The sequence below is a fragment of the Enterobacter cloacae complex sp. HYC033_NIDB genome (assembly GCF_056673335.1).
Genome location: NZ_CP115123.1, coordinates 4,775,429 through 4,794,722 on the forward strand (window position 1 = coordinate 4,775,429; position 19,294 = coordinate 4,794,722).

Annotated in this window: 22 protein-coding genes; 11 read left to right on the plus strand and 11 right to left on the minus strand. The window is 57.6% G+C overall.

The features are described 5' to 3' along the window. Positions 1–5: 5 nt before the first annotated feature. Genes O1721_RS22870 through O1721_RS22890 form a run of 5 tightly spaced genes read left to right on the plus strand, consistent with a single transcriptional unit; the run spans position 6 to position 3,022 of the window. A complete protein-coding gene (locus O1721_RS22870; RefSeq protein ID WP_015571838.1) occupies positions 6–572 on the plus strand; it encodes a YggT family protein in 567 nt (188 codons plus the stop codon). After that, the gene (gene yggU / locus O1721_RS22875) at positions 569–865 is read left to right on the plus strand and encodes a DUF167 family protein YggU (RefSeq protein WP_023304404.1); all 297 of its coding nucleotides are present in this window, start codon (positions 569–571) and stop codon (positions 863–865) included. The genes O1721_RS22870 and yggU overlap by 4 nt, the downstream gene beginning before the upstream one ends. Before the next feature lie 3 nt (positions 866–868). Further along, positions 869–1,462, plus strand: a complete 594-nt coding sequence (locus O1721_RS22880) for an XTP/dITP diphosphatase (protein WP_015571839.1) — start codon at positions 869–871, stop codon at positions 1,460–1,462. Next, entirely contained in the window at positions 1,455–2,603 is a 1,149-nt protein-coding gene (gene hemW / locus O1721_RS22885) for a radical SAM family heme chaperone HemW (RefSeq protein ID WP_017382926.1), read from the plus strand. The genes O1721_RS22880 and hemW overlap by 8 nt, the downstream gene beginning before the upstream one ends. 56 nt (positions 2,604–2,659) lie before the next feature. Beyond that, a complete protein-coding gene (locus tag O1721_RS22890) occupies positions 2,660–3,022 on the plus strand; it encodes an endonuclease domain-containing protein (RefSeq protein WP_032649485.1) in 363 nt (120 codons plus the stop codon). A 159-nt stretch (positions 3,023–3,181) separates the two neighbouring features. On the opposite strand, the gene O1721_RS22895 is transcribed toward O1721_RS22890, so the two are convergent. Genes O1721_RS22895 through trmB form a run of 3 tightly spaced genes read right to left on the minus strand, consistent with a single transcriptional unit; the run spans position 3,182 to position 5,000 of the window. Continuing rightward, complete coding sequence (locus O1721_RS22895) at positions 3,182–3,898, minus strand: YggN family protein (RefSeq protein ID WP_015571842.1); 717 nt, start codon at positions 3,896–3,898, stop codon at positions 3,182–3,184. A 56-nt stretch (positions 3,899–3,954) separates the two neighbouring features. Continuing rightward, a complete protein-coding gene (locus O1721_RS22900) occupies positions 3,955–4,281 on the minus strand; it encodes a YggL family protein (RefSeq protein WP_003862421.1) in 327 nt (108 codons plus the stop codon). Beyond that, positions 4,281–5,000: a tRNA (guanosine(46)-N7)-methyltransferase TrmB gene (gene trmB, locus O1721_RS22905; protein WP_015571843.1), complete on the minus strand. Its 720-nt coding sequence runs from the start codon at positions 4,998–5,000 to the stop codon at positions 4,281–4,283. Before trmB ends, O1721_RS22900 begins: the two co-directional genes overlap by 1 nt. Positions 5,001–5,144: 144 nt before the next feature. Between trmB and mutY the strand changes: the two genes are divergently transcribed. The 4 genes from mutY (at position 5,145) to O1721_RS22925 (ending at position 9,237) form a co-directional block, all read left to right on the plus strand. Beyond that, a complete protein-coding gene (gene mutY / locus O1721_RS22910; protein WP_168728606.1) occupies positions 5,145–6,197 on the plus strand; it encodes an A/G-specific adenine glycosylase in 1,053 nt (350 codons plus the stop codon). A 26-nt stretch (positions 6,198–6,223) separates the two neighbouring features. Beyond that, positions 6,224–6,496 (plus strand): oxidative damage protection protein, encoded by a 273-nt coding sequence (locus O1721_RS22915; protein WP_003862425.1) that lies wholly within the window; start codon positions 6,224–6,226, stop codon positions 6,494–6,496. A gap of 124 nt (positions 6,497–6,620) precedes the next feature. Then, positions 6,621–7,697 (plus strand): membrane-bound lytic murein transglycosylase MltC, encoded by a 1,077-nt coding sequence (mltC, locus tag O1721_RS22920; protein WP_017382930.1) that lies wholly within the window; start codon positions 6,621–6,623, stop codon positions 7,695–7,697. Between the two features lie 283 nt (positions 7,698–7,980). Continuing rightward, on the plus strand, positions 7,981–9,237 hold the full coding sequence (locus O1721_RS22925) for a nucleoside permease (protein WP_015571846.1): 1,257 nt from the start codon (positions 7,981–7,983) through the stop codon (positions 9,235–9,237). Between the two features lie 79 nt (positions 9,238–9,316). Here O1721_RS22925 and citG read toward each other — a convergent pair whose 3' ends face one another. The 8 genes from citG to O1721_RS22965 are packed head-to-tail and all read right to left on the minus strand — an operon-like array spanning position 9,317 to position 16,628. After that, entirely contained in the window at positions 9,317–10,120 is an 804-nt protein-coding gene (citG, locus tag O1721_RS22930) for a triphosphoribosyl-dephospho-CoA synthase CitG (RefSeq protein ID WP_032649490.1), read from the minus strand. Then, a complete protein-coding gene (gene citX, locus O1721_RS22935) occupies positions 10,098–10,637 on the minus strand; it encodes a citrate lyase holo-[acyl-carrier protein] synthase (protein WP_032649492.1) in 540 nt (179 codons plus the stop codon). The genes citG and citX overlap by 23 nt, the downstream gene beginning before the upstream one ends. Next, positions 10,634–12,157, minus strand: coding sequence for a citrate lyase subunit alpha (citF, locus tag O1721_RS22940; RefSeq protein WP_045324807.1), 1,524 nt, complete (start codon positions 12,155–12,157; stop codon positions 10,634–10,636). Before citF ends, citX begins: the two co-directional genes overlap by 4 nt. Before the next feature lie 10 nt (positions 12,158–12,167). Continuing rightward, positions 12,168–13,043: a citrate (pro-3S)-lyase subunit beta gene (gene citE / locus O1721_RS22945; RefSeq protein WP_032649497.1), complete on the minus strand. Its 876-nt coding sequence runs from the start codon at positions 13,041–13,043 to the stop codon at positions 12,168–12,170. Then, entirely contained in the window at positions 13,040–13,333 is a 294-nt protein-coding gene (gene citD, locus O1721_RS22950) for a citrate lyase acyl carrier protein (protein ID WP_017382935.1), read from the minus strand. The genes citE and citD overlap by 4 nt, the downstream gene beginning before the upstream one ends. A 16-nt stretch (positions 13,334–13,349) precedes the next feature. Continuing rightward, positions 13,350–14,372 (minus strand): [citrate (pro-3S)-lyase] ligase, encoded by a 1,023-nt coding sequence (gene citC, locus O1721_RS22955; RefSeq protein WP_023295419.1) that lies wholly within the window; start codon positions 14,370–14,372, stop codon positions 13,350–13,352. A 13-nt stretch (positions 14,373–14,385) separates the two neighbouring features. Further along, entirely contained in the window at positions 14,386–15,249 is an 864-nt protein-coding gene (locus O1721_RS22960) for a fumarylacetoacetate hydrolase family protein (RefSeq protein ID WP_015571851.1), read from the minus strand. Between the two features lie 17 nt (positions 15,250–15,266). Beyond that, on the minus strand, positions 15,267–16,628 hold the full coding sequence (locus O1721_RS22965; RefSeq protein ID WP_015571852.1) for a 2-hydroxycarboxylate transporter family protein: 1,362 nt from the start codon (positions 16,626–16,628) through the stop codon (positions 15,267–15,269). Positions 16,629–16,973: 345 nt separating this feature from the next. On the opposite strand from O1721_RS22965, the gene O1721_RS22970 reads away from it, so the two are divergent. Next, positions 16,974–18,611 (plus strand): ATP-binding protein, encoded by a 1,638-nt coding sequence (locus O1721_RS22970; protein WP_032649500.1) that lies wholly within the window; start codon positions 16,974–16,976, stop codon positions 18,609–18,611. Continuing rightward, on the plus strand, positions 18,601–19,293 hold the full coding sequence (locus O1721_RS22975) for a response regulator (protein ID WP_015571854.1): 693 nt from the start codon (positions 18,601–18,603) through the stop codon (positions 19,291–19,293). The genes O1721_RS22970 and O1721_RS22975 overlap by 11 nt, the downstream gene beginning before the upstream one ends. Position 19,294: the final 1 nt, after the last annotated feature.

The following is a 19,294-nucleotide window of genomic DNA, read 5'->3' on the forward strand; positions in this document are numbered from 1 at the left end:
ACGCCATGAAGACGTTGACTTTCCTGCTTTCAACGGTCATTGAACTGTATACGATGGCGCTGCTGTTGCGCGTCTGGATGCAGTGGGCCCGTTGTGATTTTTACAATCCATTCTCACAATTTATCGTGAAAATCACGCAGCCCGTTGTGGGGCCGCTTCGCCGCGTCATTCCGGCAATGGGGCCAATTGACAGTTCATCTCTGCTGATGGCGTTTATTTTGAGCGTTATCAAAGCGATCGTGCTGTTTATGGTCATCACTTTCCAGCCAATTATCTGGATTTCAGCCGTTCTGATCCTGGTTAAAACCGTCGGTTCGCTGATCTTCTGGGTCCTGCTGGTGATGGCGATCATGAGCTGGGTAAGCCGGGGCCGTAGCCCGGTGGAGTACGCGTTGATTCAGCTGACTGAACCGTTGCTGCGTCCGATTCGTAGCCTGCTGCCTGCAATGGGCGGAATCGACTTCTCCCCGATGCTTCTCGTTCTGCTGCTGTACGTGCTGAATATGGGTATCGCGGAACTGTTACAGGCGACGGGTAATATGCTGCTGCCGGGGCTGTGGATGGCGTTATGAGTGCAGTTAGCCCCTGCGCCGACGGGCTGGTTTTGCGGCTGTACATTCAGCCGAAAGCCAGCCGCGACAGTATTGTTGGGCTGCATGGCGACGAGCTAAAAGTCGCCATCACTGCCCCGCCGGTTGACGGCCAGGCGAATGCGCATCTGACCAAATATCTGGCTAAACAGTTTCGCGTCGCTAAAAGCCAGGTCATCATTGAGAAAGGTGAACTTGGCCGGCATAAACAGGTAAAAATCCTTAACCCGCAATCTATCCCGACGGAAGTCGCGGCTCTGAAAGAACAGGACTAAACCATGCAGAAAGTTGTTCTCGCCACCGGTAACGCCGGTAAAGTGCGCGAGCTGGCCTCGCTATTAAATGATTTTGGGCTGGACGTGGTGGCCCAGACCGAGCTGGGCGTGGACTCCGCCGAAGAGACCGGCCTGACGTTTATCGAAAACGCCATTCTGAAAGCGCGCCACGCCGCGCAGATCACCGGACTGCCCGCGATAGCCGATGACTCCGGTCTGGCCGTGGATTTTCTGGGCGGTGCGCCGGGGATTTACTCCGCCCGCTATTCCGGGGTGGACGCCACCGACCAGCAGAATCTGGAAAAGCTGCTTGTGGCCCTGAAAGACGTCCCTGACGAACAGCGTACCGCGCAGTTCCACTGCGTGCTGGTCTACATGCGTCACGCGGAAGATCCCACGCCGATTGTCTGTCACGGCAGCTGGCCGGGCGTGATCACCCGTGAAGCGGCGGGCAACGGCGGCTTTGGTTACGACCCGATTTTCTTTGTCCCGACCGAGGGAAAAACCGCTGCGGAACTCACCCGCGAAGAGAAAAGCGCGATCTCCCACCGTGGACGCGCCCTGAAACTGTTACTGGAAGCACTGCGTAATGGCTAATTTGCCGCCTCTGAGTCTTTATATTCACATCCCATGGTGCGTGCAGAAATGCCCGTACTGCGATTTCAACTCGCACGCGCTGAAGGGCGAAGTGCCGCACGATGATTACGTCGCGCATCTGCTGGCCGATCTGGATGCTGATGTATCGTACGCACAGGGACGTGAAGTGAAGACCATTTTTATTGGTGGCGGTACACCGAGCCTGCTTTCAGGCCCGGCGATGCAGACGCTGCTGGATGGCGTGCGCGCACGCCTGAACCTGGCAGTGGATGCTGAAATTACGATGGAAGCCAACCCCGGTACCGTTGAGGCCGACCGTTTTGTCGAGTATCAGCGTGCGGGCGTGAACCGTATCTCTATCGGCGTGCAGAGCTTTAGCGAGCCAAAGCTGAAGCGTCTGGGGCGTATCCACGGCCCGGAAGAGGCAAAACGCGCGGCAAACCTGGCAACGGGGCTTGGGCTGCGCAGCTTTAACCTCGACCTGATGCATGGCCTGCCGGATCAGTCGCTCGAAGAAGCGCTGGACGATTTGCGTCAGGCGATTGAACTGAATCCGCCGCATCTGTCGTGGTATCAGCTGACCATTGAGCCTAACACCCTGTTTGGTTCCCGTCCTCCGGTGCTGCCGGACGATGACGCGCTGTGGGATATCTTCGAGCAGGGCCACCAGCTTTTGACCGCGGCGGGGTATCAGCAATACGAAACGTCGGCGTATGCGAAGCCGGGCTATCAGTGTCAGCACAATCTGAACTACTGGCGTTTTGGTGATTATCTGGGAATTGGCTGCGGCGCACATGGCAAAGTGACCTTCCCGGACGGACGCATTCTGCGTACCGCCAAAACGCGTCACCCGCGCGGGTATATGGAAGGCCGCTACCTGGAGCGTCAGCACGACGTCGAGGCGGCGGATAAGCCGTTTGAGTTCTTTATGAACCGCTTCCGTCTGCTGGAAGCCGCACCGCGCGCGGAATTTACGCGTTATACCGGGCTGCCGGAGTCAGTGATTCGTCCGCAGATTGACGAGGCGCTGGCGCAGGGGTATCTGACCGAGTGTGATGAGTCCTGGCAGATCACCGAGCACGGCAAGCTGTTCTTAAACTCCCTTCTTGAGCTGTTCCTCGCTGAAAATCCTGAAGGCTGATTCAGGATTTTGCATCCCGTTCTGCTGGCTGAGGGAAAGGCTGGCAGAGTGTGGGGATGGAAATTACTCGTTCTTATGCAAAACAGCTCAGACGCGAGCTGACACAGGAAGAAAGGCGGCTTTGGTATTTACTGCGCAGCCGCCGTTTCGAAAATTATAAATTTCGCCGACAGCACCCGGTAGGTCACTACATTCTGGATTTCGCCTGTTGCGCGGCTCGGCTGGCCGTTGAGCTAGATGGCGGACAACATGATGAAAAGCAGGAATACGATCGACAAAGGACATTGTGGTTAAACCATAAGGGCTGGCACGTTATTCGATTCTGGAACAACGAACTCTGGAATAACGAAGAGGCGGTGTTAGAAAGGATCCTTGAAACGCTGCAAGCGCTGCAACCCTCACCCCGGCCCTCTCCCTGAAAGGGAGAGGGGGCAAACCATCCCCTCGCCCCTTTAGGAAAAGGGTTAATGTGAGGGCGCAAACTATTCCCTCGCCCCTTTAGGGAAAGGGTTAAAGTGAGGGAGCAAACTATTCCCTCGCCCCTTTGGGGAGAGGGTTAGGGTGAGGGGCTAAGTGAATTACTTCAGCGTCCCCACCAGCGCCTTCCGGCTGTCTTCCAGAGACACCACGCGTTTACACACGTCTTTGCCGAACTGCTGGAAATCGGCTTCCTGATTCTTCCACTCGTTCTGAATCGAGGTTTGCAGTCCGCCCAGGCTACCCAGTACACCCTGCAACGGATTACCGCCACCCTTCAGCACCGCTTTGGCGCCCATCTCGTTGATGCTGTCCTGGAGAATGCCGCCCATCGCCTGGTTCACCAGCTGCTGACCGTCGGCACGCACCTGATCGATCGCCTTATAGTGGAACGTCAGGCCATCAGAGCGCGTCTCGATAATACGGTTCATCTGCTCTTTCAGCTGTTTATCCAGCTTCGTCAGGCGGGTGCGCATATTGCTGCTCTCCCCCACCTCTTTGGTGATGATTTTATCCAGCGCCACGCGGCTCTTTTCAACGCGGGTCAGCGCGCCATCGTTGATCCAGGGCAGCGCGGTACGCAACTCGGCCTGGTAGTCCATCGCCTGCTCGCGCTGGGCGGCCGTCAGGTTTTGCGGTTTGCCGTTAAAGGTCACGTTGCCATCCGGCGTAATCACCAGATTGCCATTCTCGCCCTTAACCTGCACGGTTTGCGGACTCAGCACCACGTCATCACGCGGGGTGACGCTACATTTATACTCCGCATGGGCGGTGGTTCCGATTGCCAGTAAAGCAACAGCCAGCAACGTTTTGCGCATCTTTAACACTCCCTCAGACAAAATGGGCCAGCTAATGCTGGCCCGTTCTTGCTTTATTAGTCCCACCAAACGTCGAAAAGTTCGCTAACGCGGACATCTTCCAGTTTGTGGTCTTCAAGCCATTTGCGTACCAGCGCCTGATGCTCTTCGGTGCATTTCCCCACTTCCTGGGTGCAAATCAGACCTTCCCACGCCAGATAGCCGCTACCGTCGAAGGCCAGCTTGTTTGGCTCGATCACCTCGTTGATGAACGCATCAACGTCCTGATCGATCTGCTCAACGCTGGTGCCTTCCGGGAAGCGCCAGGCAACGGAGAAGCCCACTTCCTGGAATTCTTCGATGTGCATCTTTTTACGCAGACGACGGCTACGATTCTTTGCCATTATTTCACCCTCTCGAACATTAAGTCCCATACGCCGTGACCAAGACGATGGCCACGCTGTTCAAATTTTGTCACCGGACGTGAATCCGGACGCGGTACGTAGTCGTTGCTTTCAGACTGATTTTTATACCCGTCCAGGGACGACATCACTTCCAGCATATGTTCCGCATAAGGTTCCCAGTCGGTTGCCATGTGGAAAACGCCGCCCAGCTTGAGCTTACTTTTCACCAGCTCGGCAAACGGCGCCTGAACGATACGGCGTTTATTATGACGCGCTTTGTGCCATGGGTCAGGGAAAAAGAGCTGAACCATGTTCAAAGAATTGTCAGGAATCATTTTGTGCAGCACTTCCACCGCGTCGTGACACATGACGCGCAGGTTCTCAACGCCCTCTTCGTGGGCCGTTGCCAGGCACGCGCCGACGCCCGGCGAGTGTACTTCGATACCGAGGAAGTTCTGCTCCGGGCGCGCTTTCGCCATAGTCACCAGCGAGGTGCCCATGCCAAAACCAATCTCCAGCGTCACTGGCGCGTCGCGGCCAAACAGGTCGGTGAAGTCGAGCGGTTGCTCGCTGAACTCAACGCCCATCACCGGCCAGTAGTTGTCCAGCGCGTGTTGCTGCCCTTTTGTCAGGCGCCCCTGACGGCGGACAAAGCTGCGAATACGGCGAAGCGGGCGACCGTTTTCATCAAATTCCGGTGAAATGACGTCGTTTTTCATAAAAGAGTTGTCTGCTTGTGAGAATGTTCGGGAAACGGGCATTATCCAAAGTTAAGGCTTCTATGCAAGCATGGGAAAGATCCGGTTTACAGCAGATTGACGCTGTGCTGCAATCTGCGTCCCTGATTAAGCGAATCGATGACCATGCAAGCCTCTCAATTTTCAGCCCAGGTGCTGGACTGGTACGACAAATACGGGCGTAAAACCCTGCCCTGGCAAATTGAAAAAACGCCGTACAAAGTATGGCTCTCCGAGGTGATGTTGCAACAAACGCAGGTCGCGACGGTCATTCCTTACTTCGAGCGTTTTATGGCGCGCTTCCCGACAATCACCGATCTGGCCAACGCGCCGCTGGACGAGGTACTGCACCTGTGGACAGGCCTCGGCTATTACGCCCGCGCGCGCAACCTGCACAAAGCCGCACAGCAGGTCGCCACCCGCCACAACGGTAAATTCCCGGAAACCTTTGACGAGGTGGCGGATTTGCCCGGCGTCGGGCGTTCAACCGCAGGCGCAATCCTCTCCCTCTCTTTAGGCAAACATTTCCCTATTCTCGACGGCAACGTCAAGCGCGTGCTCGCACGCTGCTACGCCGTAGATGGCTGGCCGGGCAAGAAAGAGGTTGAGAAACGCCTGTGGGAGATCAGTGAAGCGGTCACTCCGGCGAAAGGAGTGGAGCGTTTTAACCAGGCGATGATGGATCTGGGCGCGATGGTCTGCACCCGTTCAAAACCGAAGTGCGAACTCTGCCCGGTAAACAACCTCTGCGTGGCGTATGCGAACCACACCTGGGCGCAGTATCCGGGGAAAAAACCGAAGCAGACACTGCCTGAACGCACCGGGTACATGCTGCTGATGCAGCATGGCGACGAGGTGTTTCTCGCTCAGCGCCCGCCGAGTGGCCTGTGGGGTGGTCTATACTGCTTCCCACAGTTTGAGGATGAAGCCTCGCTTCGGGCATGGCTTGAACAGCGCGGCATTGCGGCCGATACCCTGACGCAACTCAACGCGTTCCGTCATACCTTCAGCCATTTCCATCTGGATATTGTGCCGATGTGGCTTCCCGTGTCCTCATTCACGTCGTGCATGGATGAAGGCAACGCTCTCTGGTATAACTTAGCGCAACCGCCATCAGTCGGGCTGGCGGCTCCCGTGGAGCGCCTGTTACAGCAATTACGTGTCGGTGCAATGGTTTAGCATCGGCAAGACAAAGAGGAATGAGTATGGCCAGAACCATTTTTTGTACTTTCCTACAGCGCGACGCTGAAGGCCAGGATTTCCAGCTCTACCCGGGCGACCTGGGTAAGCGCATTTACAACGAGATCTCCAAAGAAGCCTGGGGACAGTGGCAGAAGAAGCAGACCATGCTGATCAACGAGAAAAAGCTCAGCATGATGAACCCGGAACACCGCAAACTGCTGGAGCAGGAGATGGTGAACTTCCTGTTCGAGGGTAAAGACGTCCATATCGAAGGCTATACGCCACCGGAAAAATAATACTCTGCGGCTGCTGCCCGGCGGCGCTGCGCTTGCACGGGCCTACGGTTTTGTAGGCCGGGTAAGCGCAGCGCCACCCGGCAACAGCAACCCCAAAGCAAACACAACACGCACTCCCGGAATGATGAAAAAACTTTTAGCGCTAGCCCTTGTTGCGCCGTTGCTTGTGTCTTGTTCTTCCAAAAAAGGCGATGAATACAACGAAGCCTGGGTCAAGGACACCAACGGTTTTGACATTTTGATGGGGCAGTTTGCCCACAACATCGAGAACATATGGGGATTTAACGAAGTTCTTATTGCCGGACCGAAGGACTACGTTAAGTACACCGACGCCTATCAGACCCGTAGCCACATCAACTTCGATGACGGTACGATTACGGTTGAAACCATCGCAGGGACTGAACCTGCGGCGCATTTACGTCAGGCCATCATCAAAACCCTGCTGATGGGCGACGATCCGGGGTCTATCGACCTCTACTCTGATGCCGATGACATCACCATCTCCAAAGAGCCGTTTCTGTATGGCCAGGTCGTTGACCAGACCGGTCAGCCGATCCGCTGGGAAGGCCGCGCCACGAAATTTGCCGACTACCTGCTGCAAACGCGCCTGAAAAGCCGCACCAACGGCCTGAAAGTGATCTACAGCGTCACGATCAACCTGGTGCCGAACCACCTCGACAAGCGTGCGCATAAGTATCTGGGCATGGTGCGTCAGGCGTCGCGTAAGTATGGCGTGGATGAGTCGCTGATCCTGGCGATTATGCAGACCGAGTCCTCGTTCAACCCCTACGCGGTAAGCCGTTCCGACGCGCTGGGGCTGATGCAGGTTGTACAGCACAGCGCCGGTAAAGACGTGTTCCGCGCACAGGGGAAATCCGGCACGCCGAGCCGCAGCTACCTGTTCGATCCGCAAAGCAACATTGATACCGGTACGGCCTACCTGGCGATGCTGAACAATGTCTACCTGGGCGGGATTGATAACCCAACCTCACGCCGCTATGCGGTGATCACCGCCTATAACGGTGGCGCGGGCAGCGTGCTGCGCGTCTTCTCAAATGACAAAGTGCAGGCCGCGAACATCATCAACAGCATGGCGCCGGGGGATGTCTACTCAACCCTCACCACCCGCCACCCGTCTGCGGAATCACGCCGCTATCTGTATAAGGTGAATACGGCGCAGAAGAACTACCGTCGCCGCTAGAAAACTACCCCTCACCCTGCCCTCTCCCAGAGGGAGAGGGTATTCAAGTTCCCTCTCCCTCTGGGAGAGGGTTAGGGTGAGGGGACATCAGACCGCACCCATCTCATCCCCCCCATACGAAAATGCTATTTGCATCACAATCCAGACTGCAAATTAATGTGGATTGCATTTTTTTGCGGGAGGTAACAAAACATATCGTTGCCAACTGATAGAATTGCATCAAATAACAACCCTGAATGTTCCCAAAACAACATATCTCCCGCTCACTTGTGAGGAAAGTAACATGAACCTTAAGCTGCAGCTTAAAATCTTGTCGTTTCTGCAGTTCTGCCTGTGGGGTAGCTGGCTGACTACACTCGGCTCCTATATGTTTGTGACGCTCAAGTTCGATGGTGCGTCGATCGGTGCCGTTTACAGCTCGCTGGGTATTGCGGCTGTCTTCATGCCAACGCTGCTCGGTATCGTGGCGGATAAATGGCTAAGCGCGAAATGGCTGTATATGCTTTGCCACCTGGTGGGTGCGGGGACGCTGTTTATGGCGGCCGAAGTGACCACGCCGGGGGCGATGTTCATGGTGATCCTGCTTAACTCGCTGGCCTATATGCCAACGCTTGGCCTGATCAACACCATCTCCTACTATCGCCTGAAATCTGCCGGTCTGGATATCGTCACCGACTTCCCGCCAATCCGTATCTGGGGCACCATCGGCTTTATCATGGCGATGTGGGGCGTGAGCTTCGCGGGCTTCGAGCTGAGCCATATGCAGCTCTACATCGGCGCGGCGCTCTCCGTACTGCTGGCGCTGTTCACCCTGACACTGCCCACCATTCCGGTATCTAATCAGCAGAAAAACCAGAGCTGGAGCACCATGCTTGGCCTGGACGCCTTCGCACTGTTTAAAAACAAGCGCATGGCGATCTTCTTTATCTTCTCCATGCTGCTGGGCGCGGAACTGCAAATCACCAACATGTTCGGTAATACCTTCCTGCACAGCTTCGATAACGATCCGCTGTTTGCCGGGAGCTTTATCGTCGAACACGCGTCGGTGATGATGTCCATCTCGCAGATCTCCGAGACGCTGTTCATCCTGACCATCCCGTTCTTCCTGAGCCGCTACGGTATCAAGAACGTCATGCTGATCAGTATCGCCGCCTGGATGTTGCGCTTCGGTCTGTTCGCCTATGGCGACCCGAGCGCGTTCGGCACCGTGCTGCTGGTTCTGTCGATGATTGTTTACGGCTGTGCCTTCGACTTCTTCAACATCTCCGGCTCGGTGTTTGTGGAAAAAGAGGTGAAGCCTGAAATCCGCGCCAGTGCGCAGGGCATGTTCCTGATGATGACCAACGGCTTCGGCTGTATTCTGGGCGGCGTGGTGAGCGGCAAAGTGGTTGAGATGTATACCACTAACGGCATCACCAACTGGCAACCAGTGTGGCTGATCTTCGCCGGGTACTCGCTGGTGCTGTTCTTCGCGTTCATCGCGCTGTTCAAGTACAAACACGTGCGCGAGCCGCACGGTGCACAGCCGATCGCGCATTGATTGTTGTGCCCGGTGGCGCTGCGCTTACCGGGCCTGGAAAACCAGACCGTAGGCCGGGTAAGGCGTAGCCGCCACCCGGCTATTTTATTCCAGAAAGCACCCACCCCACCGACAGCAAATCCGCGCTGCCGCCCGGGCTCAGGTTGCGTTCAATCAATGCCTTATCCATCTTCAGCAACGCCTCGCAGTCCCAGCCGTTAGCCAGCAGTTCCCGCGCATAGCCCTGAACGTAGCGCAGCCCTTCAATGCCGCCGCGCGACACGAGATTACTGTCCTGATTGACCGCCATCAGGCGCAGCAGCAGGCCGTGAAGCGACTGACCGTTCCACGCATCCAAAGCCTTACGCACCGTCGCAAAGCCGCTTTCCGCCTCGCCGCGCGCGCCGGTTAAACCGTACAGCTGAAACTGCCGCTCCCCCGCCGTTGCCTGCCCGCTGCGCCCGACCAGCTCCCGCGCCACCAGCCCACGACAGATGTTACTTACCTCACAACAGAGGCTATCCGCAGAGATATTTTTCACACGCCCGGCGGCGAAGCAGAGCAAACCGAGGGCAAAAATACCGCCCTTGTGGGTATTTACCCCGCCCGTGGCGGCGTACATTGCCTGCTCGCAGGCCATTCCCATCGGGCGGAGAATCCGCAACTGCCGATCGGCAGGTTTGGCCGCATGTGCTTCACCCAGTTCCGCAAACCGGGCAAACCACGGCGTAATCGCCATAATGCTGCGGACAAACAAGGCATGGTCCATATCGCAATGGGAGCCGTTATTGAGCCTGTCCACCAGACCCGGTTTTGGCGTCAGCTCCAGCTCCTGCCACAGCGCCTCTGCGGCAAGCGCAGGCACGTCAACCGGGCGCGGTTCAGTCGCGAGCAAACCAGTCATCGATCATCTTCTCCACGCGGGAAACAACCTGCTCAGCGGGGTGATTGCGCGAACGGGAACAGGCATGAGCGGGCTCGTCACAGATCAGGCAGCGTCTGAGATTCGCCCCCAGCGACTGACGCCCGACGTGGCCGTGCTGAGGGCAGATCACATCCAGATCCCACAGCCTGCCGAGCGGGTGCGTCTGCTCCAGTTCTGCACAGTGCGCTTTAATTTCCGCCGCCGGATGGGCTACGCACCACAAGGCTTCAGGTCCGGTGGGTAGCCACAGCACCCGGCGGTCCAGCACCTGCCAGCGGTTTTCCCACAGCAGCTGGTCGCACATCTGTAACGCCACACCCATGGTGTTGCGATAGCGCAGGCTGTCTTTGATCTCCCCGGGCGTAACCAGCGTGAGGGAGATCACCGGTTGTTGATAGTGCGCAAGCATGTCAGCCTGGCGCGCTGCGCGGCGCTCTTTCGCCGCCAGCAGTTCGTCCAGGCTGACACCCGTCCGCACGGGTGTCGCAATCGTCACACTTCCTCCTTTACCTGTCGCACGGTGTCGATCACGCTGCCGTCGCGGTAGCGGATCACCCCGACGATTTTGTCGGTGAACTCAATCGGTTTCGGTACGCCTGTCAACGAAATCGCTCGTTCATACAGCGCGTTGATATCTACAACCTTCAGCCCTGCTTCCATGAGTCGTTCGCGGATCTCCGGGCGCGCCGGGTTGACCGCAATACCGTGGTCGGTGACCAGCACGTCAATGCTCTCCCCCGGCGTGAGGCGGGTGGTAACGCGCTTCACGACGGTCGGGATGCGGCTTCGCAGCAGCGGCGCGACCACAATGGTCAGGTTGGCTGCCGCCGCCACGTCGCAGTGTCCGCCGGATGCGCCACGCATCACGCCATCGGAGCCGGTGATGACATTGACGTTAAAGTCGACGTCGATTTCCAGGGCGCTGAGGATCACCACGTCGAGCTGGTCGCAGCTTGCCGCCTTGCTGCCGGGGTTGGCGTAGACGTTGGTGGAGATCTCCACGTGGTTCAGGTTGCGCGCCAGCGAGGCCGCTGCCTGGCCGTCAAAGCACTGGGTGTCGAGCAGCTTTTCGATGAGCCCCTTCTCGTGCAGATCCACCAGGCTGCCGGTGATGCCGCCAAGGGCGAAGCGCGCCTTCACGCCGCCGCGCTCCATCTTCTCTTCCATAAAACGGGTGCAGGCGGTGGCCGCTGCGCCGGAACCGGTCTGCATCGAGAAGCCTGGTTTGAAATAGCCAGAGTGTTCAATCACGTCCGCCGCATAGCGGGCGATCATCAGCTCGCGCGGGTTGCTGGTGACGCGCGCCGCGCCGACGCTGATTTTCGCCGGGTCGCCCACGCTCTCCACCTGCACGATGTAGTCCACCTGATCCTGCACCAGGCTGGCGGGCATATTCGGAAACGGCACCAGTTCTTCCGTAAGCAGCACCACCTTACGGGCAAAGTGCGCATCCACCATGGCGTAGCCCAGCGAACCGCAGCACGATTTTCCGTGCGTGCCGTTGGCGTTGCCAAACTCATCGCTGCACGGCACGCCGAGAAACGCCACGTCGATATTCAGCTCGCCGTCCTGGAGCAGCTTCACGCGCCCGCCGTGGGAGTGAATTTGCACCGGCTCGTCCATCAGCCCGTGGGAGATGGCATCCGCCAGCCTGCCGCGCATGCCGGAGGTGTAAATCCGGGTGATGACGCCACTCTCGATATGCTCGATCAGCGCGTCGTTGCAGGTCATCAGCGAGCTGGAAGCCAGGGTCAGATTTTTGAAGCCCATCCGCGCCAGCAGCGCCACGACGGTGTTGATCACCCGGTCGCCTTCGCGAAAGGCATGGTGGAAAGAGATGGTCATCCCGTCCTGCAAGCCGCTGCGCTTTACCGCCTCTTCAATAGAGGCGCAGAGCTTGCGGCTGTGCTTCGTCTCGCTGTCCGCCAGCCACGGCGTCGCGCTGTGGGCAGTATCAAAGGGTTTCAGATCCCGCAGATGGGGGAAATTCACATGGAGAAGTTCTGTCTGATTCATTATGTCATCCTTACCGACGCACGCCGGAGGCCGCCGCGCGCTCCAGCACCACCTGCGCGTGGTTAATAATCGGTGCATCCACCATTTTGCCGTTGAGCGAGACCACACCCAGGCCGTTACGCTCGCCCTCTTCTGCCGCCTCAATCACCCTTTTGGCGTGATCCACCTCTTCCTGAGTCGGGGCGTAGGCGTTGTGCAGCAGGTCTATCTGGCGCGGGTTAATCAGCGATTTGCCGTTAAAGCCCATCTTGCGGATCAGGTCGACCTCGCGCAGGAACCCGGCTTCGTCGTTAACGTCGGACCACACCACGTCGAAGGCGTCGATACCGGCGGCGCGTGCGGCGTGCAGCACGGCGCAGCGGGCGTAGAACAGCTCGGTGCCGTCGCCGCGCTCGGTCTGCATGTCCATCACGTAGTCAAAGGCGGCCAGTGCGATGCCGATCAGGCGCGGGGAGCTGCGGGCAATCGCCACGGCGTTGATAACGCCAATGGCCGATTCAATCGCCGCCATCACGCGGGTGGAACCCACTTCGCGCCCGCACGCTTGCTCAATGCGCTCGAGGTGGCCTTCCAGCTCGTAGATGTCATCCGGGGTGTCGGTTTTCGGCAGGCGAATCACGTCCACGCCCGCGCGCACGGCGGCCTCCAGATCCAGCAGGCCAAATGGCGTGTTCAGCGGGTTAATGCGCACCACGGTTTCGATATCCTGATACATCTGGTGCTGCAACGCGTGGAACACCAGCATGCGCGCGGTGTCTTTCTCGCGCAGGGCCACGGCGTCCTCAAGGTCAAACATGATGGAGTCAGGGCGGTAGATAAAGGCGGTAGAGAGCATGGCGGCATTGGCGCCTGGCAGGAACAGCATACTGCGGCGGAGTTTGCTCATTTCAGCGCCCCCCAGTTGATGGCCTGTTCATCGGCGGCACGCAGAAGCGCGCTTTGCAGGCGAGCGCGGATCACACAGTCCAGCGCCCCTTTGTCTTCAATAATGATTAATCCCTGGTGCACGTTCATGGCGCGCAATGTGTCGTTGACCACCTGGCGTATTTGCTCGCCAAACTGCTTAATCACTTCACTGTGGATGACAATCTCCAGCTCACCGTGAGCGGGGGCGATTTTCACCATCAGGTCGCTGGACTCCTGCGTTCCGGCCAGCGCCTCCCTTACAATATTCATGATAAATTCCTGATAGTTATGCGACTTCCGCACTCGCACGATAATGTGCTTCGAGGTGCGCGAAGGTGGAGTCCGGGACAATCTCCCGGATCCGGGAAAACTGCTGTGTCTTGAGTAAACGGCGCACTTCCGAGGCCGAAATGGCGTTGCCGGTGGCTTTGATGCGCGGCATCTCCACCACGTCGATGTGCGAGGCCAGCAGGTCGTGCAGCGTCTGGTTGTATTGCCGCGTGATGTCGCAGAACGGCTCCGAGCCGATGAAGCGGTGCGTGATGCCCAGCGCCGGGGCGATATAGTCCCGGAAGATCAGCACGTCGATCTCGCTCCACGCCTGCTGCACTTTGCCGGTCTCCTTCAGGAAGTAGGCCGGGAAGGTGGCGCGGGAGATGATGTACTGCGAGCCTTCATGCACCACCACGTTCGGCAGATGCGCCACGCCCGCACGCACCATCTCAATGCGCGCGCTGAACGGGAAGAACGAGGCGTCTTCACGCACCACAAACAGATGCAGGGCATCGCACTGCGTCGCCGCCTGCTCCACCAGATGACGATGGCCGAGGGTGAAGGGATTGGCGTTCATCACGATCGCGCCCGTTTTTTCCCCACACCGGCGCTTCGCGCGCAGGGATCGGCAGTAGCGCGCGATCCCCTGCGGAGTGTTCTCCATTAGCACCGCGTTGTTCCCGCTCTGGGCAATCGGCCAGAAACCGCTGCGGCCAAAGCGCTCCTTATTGCACGGACGGGTGCAGAGGAAGAGGTGAAAATGGCCGCGCTCCAGCGCCGCGTTTTCCACCTCTGCCAGCAGACGCGCGCTGAGGTTTTCCCCACGAAGCTGCTCGTTGACCGCCACGCATTTGATGACGTTGGCAGCCAGCCCGGCGCAACCCACCAGCTGCGCGCCGGACCAGGCTTCGACAAACAGCGTGATGTCGTTGTCCAGGCCAAGGCCGCTGTCTGCCAGCAGGTAGCGGATCTGGCTTAAGCGTTCCGGGTGTTTCGCCACAACGGTGTGCCGAAAATCAATGGGTTGCGATTGCATGCTGCCGCCTTACTCAGTGCGCTGCCGCGAGCCCGACGGCTGGCGCTTCCACGATCACGTTGCTCAGATGACCGATATGCTCGATCTCCACCTCAATGCGATCCCCCTCCTTCATAAACAGCGGCGGGTTGCGCTTTTTACCCACGCCACCAGGCGAGCCGGTGATGATCACGTCGCCCGGGCTGAGACGGGTGAAGGTGCTGATATACTCGATCAGTTCCGCCACCTTGTGGATCATGCTGCTGGTGTTGTCCTCCTGCACCATGCGGCCGTTCAGCCAGGTGCGGATCGCCAGGCTGTGCGGGTCCGGGATCTCATCCGCCGTCGCCATCCACGGGCCGAACGCCCCGGTCTGCCGCCAGTTTTTCCCGGCGGTGAACCAGGTGTGCTGCCAGTCGCGGGCGGAGCCGTCCATGTAACAGCTGTAGCCCGCCACGTGGCGCAGGGCGTCGTCGCGGCTGATGTTCTCCCCGCCTTTGCCGATGATCACAGCCAGCTCGCCTTCGTAGTCGAACTCGCTGGAGTGGCGCGGCTTCAGCACCGGCTCGTTGTGGCCGGTCTGTGAGTCCGGGAAGCGGACAAACAGCGTCGGGGCCGGGTTGTGCTGGTCAAACTCCTTGCGCTTGTCGGCATAGTTCATGCCCACGCAGAGGATTTTTTCCGGCTGGACAATCACCGGTAAGAAGGTGATGGCGTTCAGCGGTACATCCACCGCGTCGTTCAGAAAACGGGTGGCCTGCGCCAGCCCGTTCCCCTGCAACAGCGCTTTAAGGTCGCCATAGCGGTCGCCCAGGCGGCGGCCCAAATCAATCACGCCTTCGGCCTGTACGATGCCGTAGCTGCGTTTTCCCTGGTATAAAAAGCTTGCGAGTTTCATTGTTCTTTCCTGAAAACTTAAACGAGGAAGTTGCCCAGAATCAGCAGTGAGACAGAGACGTTAATCGCGCCGCCGATACGGGTAGCAATCTGGGCGAATGGCATCAGGCTCATGCGGTTGCCTGCGGTCAGGATCGCCACATCACCGGTGCCGCCCTGCCCGCTCTGACAGCAGGAGACGATGGCGACATCAATCGGGTGCATACCAATCTTTTTGCCAACGAAGAATCCGGTCGCCACCAGCGCGGAAACGGTGCTGACAATCACCAGCAGGTTGCTGACGGTGAACGCCGCCACCAGTTCATGCCATGGGGTAATCGCCACGCCGACAGCGAAGAGGATTGGGTAGGTCACGGAGGTCTGGAAGAATTTGTACACCACCTGGGAACCCTCCAGCAGACGCGGAGAGGCGCCGTTGCAGAGCTTCACCAGCACCGCCATAAACAACATGCCCACCGGCGCTGGCAGACCAATCAGCTTGTGACCGAGCATGCCCAGCATGTACAGCAGCACCGCCAGCAGCGCGCCCGAGGCGATGGTCGTCACGTCCGCTTTGCCGGAGAACGCAGGTTGGGAAACAGTGGCATCAGCGTTGGCGCGATTCGGCATCAGCTGGCCTTCACCGGTCAGGTGCGGGTAGCGTTTCCCGAGCTGGTTGAGGCAGCCGGAGATAATGATCGCCGTCAGGCCGCCGAGCATCACCATCGGCAGCACGCGGCCGAGCGCCACGCCCTGATCCATATGCAGCAGGGTGGCATAGCCGATAGAGAGCGGGATCGCCCCTTCCCCGACGCCGCCCGCCATGATCGGCAGAATGATAAAGAAGAAGATCTGGAACGGCTCGAGGCCCAGCGCCAGCCCAACACCCATGCCGACAATCATGCCGACGATTTCACCGCACAGCATCGGGAAGAAGATGCGCAGGAAGCCCTGGATCAGCACGGTGCGGTTCATACTCATGATGCTGCCGACGATAATGCAGCAGATATAGAGGTAGAGAATATTGGTGGATTTATAGAATTTGGTCGTGGACTCAACCACCACGTCCGGCAGCAGGCCGTAATAGACCAGCGCGGAAGGGATAAAGGTGGCGCAAATTGCCGCCGCACCGAGCTTGCCGACAATCGGCAGGCGTTTGCCGAACTCACCGCAGGCAAAGCCGAAGAAGGCCAGCGTGGCCACCATGACCACAATGTCGCTCGGCAGTTTTCCGCCCAGGCAATCAATCGCAATCAGCGCGCCCGCCAGAACGAACAGCGGCAGAGGAATAATGCCGATTTTCCAGGTATCCATAATATGCCACCAGCGCTCTTTGAGCGATGGCCGCTGAATATCAATCGGGTCGTGGGTAACAGAGAATGAATCGTCAGTTGTGCTCATAATAAGCCCCTTAGTTATTTTGTGCGTTCAGCTTAGAGTCACAAAGGCTTACTTTATGTGAGGGATGGCATATTAAAAGCGAAGTTTTAATGGACGCTATGGTTTTAATGGTTTCTTTTATTTAATGTGATTTACGCCTTATTTATTGCCGTGGTTTTTATGGTTTCTTTTCTTAACTGAACAAAGAAATAACATTTATTCATTTAACCTTAAGAGGATGAGACTTTCGGAAAAATCTTTTACAGGCTGCGCTGTGCAAGGGATCACAAGTTTTCGGCAAAGCGGGCATCCTGGCTTTAAAAGATGATATATTCAGCCGACCTGTTGATATCTCGCGTGATAGTTATGAAAGTATCGTTTCAGATCAAGCTGTTTATTTCGCTGGTCGCCTTTTTCTCAGTGCTGTTCGCATTACTGGGCGGATATTATTATGTCGATGTCGGCAGGCAGCTTTATCAGGAAATGAGCGCGCGCGCAAAAATACAGGCCGAAGAAATTGCGCTTATTCCTACCCTGCGAAAAGAAGTCGAACAAAAGGATATCCTGGGTATCCATGACTTTATGCAGAAAATAGCCGCCCGCAGCGACGCCAGTTTTATTGTGATTGGTGACAATAAGGGGCTGCATCTTTTCCACTCCGTGTTTGCCGACCGGGTAGGCAAAACGCTGGTTGGCGGAGATAACGACGAGGTATTACACGGCAAAAGCACCATCACCATCCGCAAGGGCGGGTTAGGCATTTCGCTGCGCAGCAAAGCGCCCATTTTTAATGATGCCGGGCAGGTGGTGGGGATTGTTTCGGTAGGCTATCTCACGAGCTATCTGGACACCATCACCGTCAACAAGGTGGTTAATATCCTGATTGCCGCCGTGCTGCTGCTTATCGCCCTGTTTATTTTCTCCTGGTTCTTCACCCGCAGCATCAAGAAGCAGATATTCTCTCTGGAGCCGCGCGAAATCGGCCTGCTGGTGCGCCAGCAAAAGGCGATGATGGAATCCATTTATGAAGGGGTGATTGCCATCGACGACGATCTCCGCATTGAGGTGATCAACCAGGCGGCGCGTAAATTATTAGGCTTACGCCAGCCCGCCCGCGAACTGCGGGGTCAGCTCATCAGCCAGGTGATCGCGCCCGTTCCGTTCTTCAACGCGCAAACCATGCTTGCGAAAGACACCCACGATGAGATCTGTCGCTTTAACGATCTCACAGTTATTGCCAGCCGGGTGCGGATCATGCTGGAAGATGCGTTGCAGGGCTGGGTGATCACCTTTCGCGATCGCAACGAGATCGACTCGCTCAGCGCCCAGCTCAGCCAGGTGAAGCGCTACGTTGATAACCTGCGCATCATGCGCCATGAACAGCTGAACCGCATGACTACGCTGTCCGGCCTGCTGCATATGGGCCGTTATGACGAAGCGATTCGCTACATACAGGCGCAGTCGGAACACGCTCAGGAGCTGCTGGACTTTATCTCGTCCCGCTTTAGCTCTCCGACGCTGTGTGGTTTGCTGCTTGGAAAGGCCGCCCGCGCGAGTGAAAAAGGCGTTGAGCTGAGTTTCGACCCGGCCTGCCGGGTGGATAAACCGTTCCTGCCGCTGCTCGAATCGGAACTTATCTCGATCATCGGGAACTTGCTGGATAACGCCATTGAAGCGACCCAGCGTGCACCGCTCCCGCATGCCCCGGTGGACGTGCTGATAAAGCTGAACGAGCAGGAACTGATTATTGAAGTCGCCGACCAGGGCGTCGGCATCACACCGGAGATCCGCGACCGGATCTTTGAGCGCGGCATCACCACCAAAACGCGCGGCGATCATGGTATTGGCCTGTATCTGATTGAAAGCTACGTCACACAGGCTGGCGGTGCAATTGAAGTTGCCGATAACACCCCACGCGGTGCCATTTTCTCACTGTTTATTCCCGCCACGGGAACGGCCCGGCACCCCGTACAGGAACTGGAAGATACCGACTATGCAACATGAACTTATCGACGTACTGATTGTTGAAGACGAGAACGAACTGGCGCAACTGCACGCGGAGCTTATCGGTAAACATCCGCGCCTGAGGCTGGTGGGGATTGCCGCGTCGCTGGCCGACGCGCAGGTACAACTGGAGAGCAAACAGCCGAAGCTGATGCTGCTGGATAACTACCTGCCGGACGGCAAAGGCATCACCCTTATCAGCAACCCGATGCTCACCCGCGCCAACTGCTCGGTGATTTTCATCACCGCCGCCAGCGATATGGACACCTGTAGCCAGGCAATTCGTAACGGCGCGTTCGACTACATCCTCAAGCCGGTTTCCTGGAAGCGCCTGAGCCAGTCGCTGGAACGTTTTGTGCAGTTTGCCGAACAGCAGCGCGTCTGGAAGATCGTCGACCAGCAGAACGTAGATTCACTCTATCAATTGCAGGCGAAAAACTATCGCCTGGACAACGGCAGCAAAGGGATAGAGGAGAACACGCTGGCGCGGGTGCAAATGCTGTTTAACAACAAGGCGGCGCACTGTTTTACGGTGGATGAGGTGGTGAGCGAGACGGGCCTGAGTAAAACCACCACCCGGCGCTATCTGGAACACTGCGTGGAGGTGGGTTTTCTGACGGTGGAGATGCTGTACGGGAAGATTGGGCATCCGAGAAGGATGTACCGCCGCGCAGAAGCCTGAC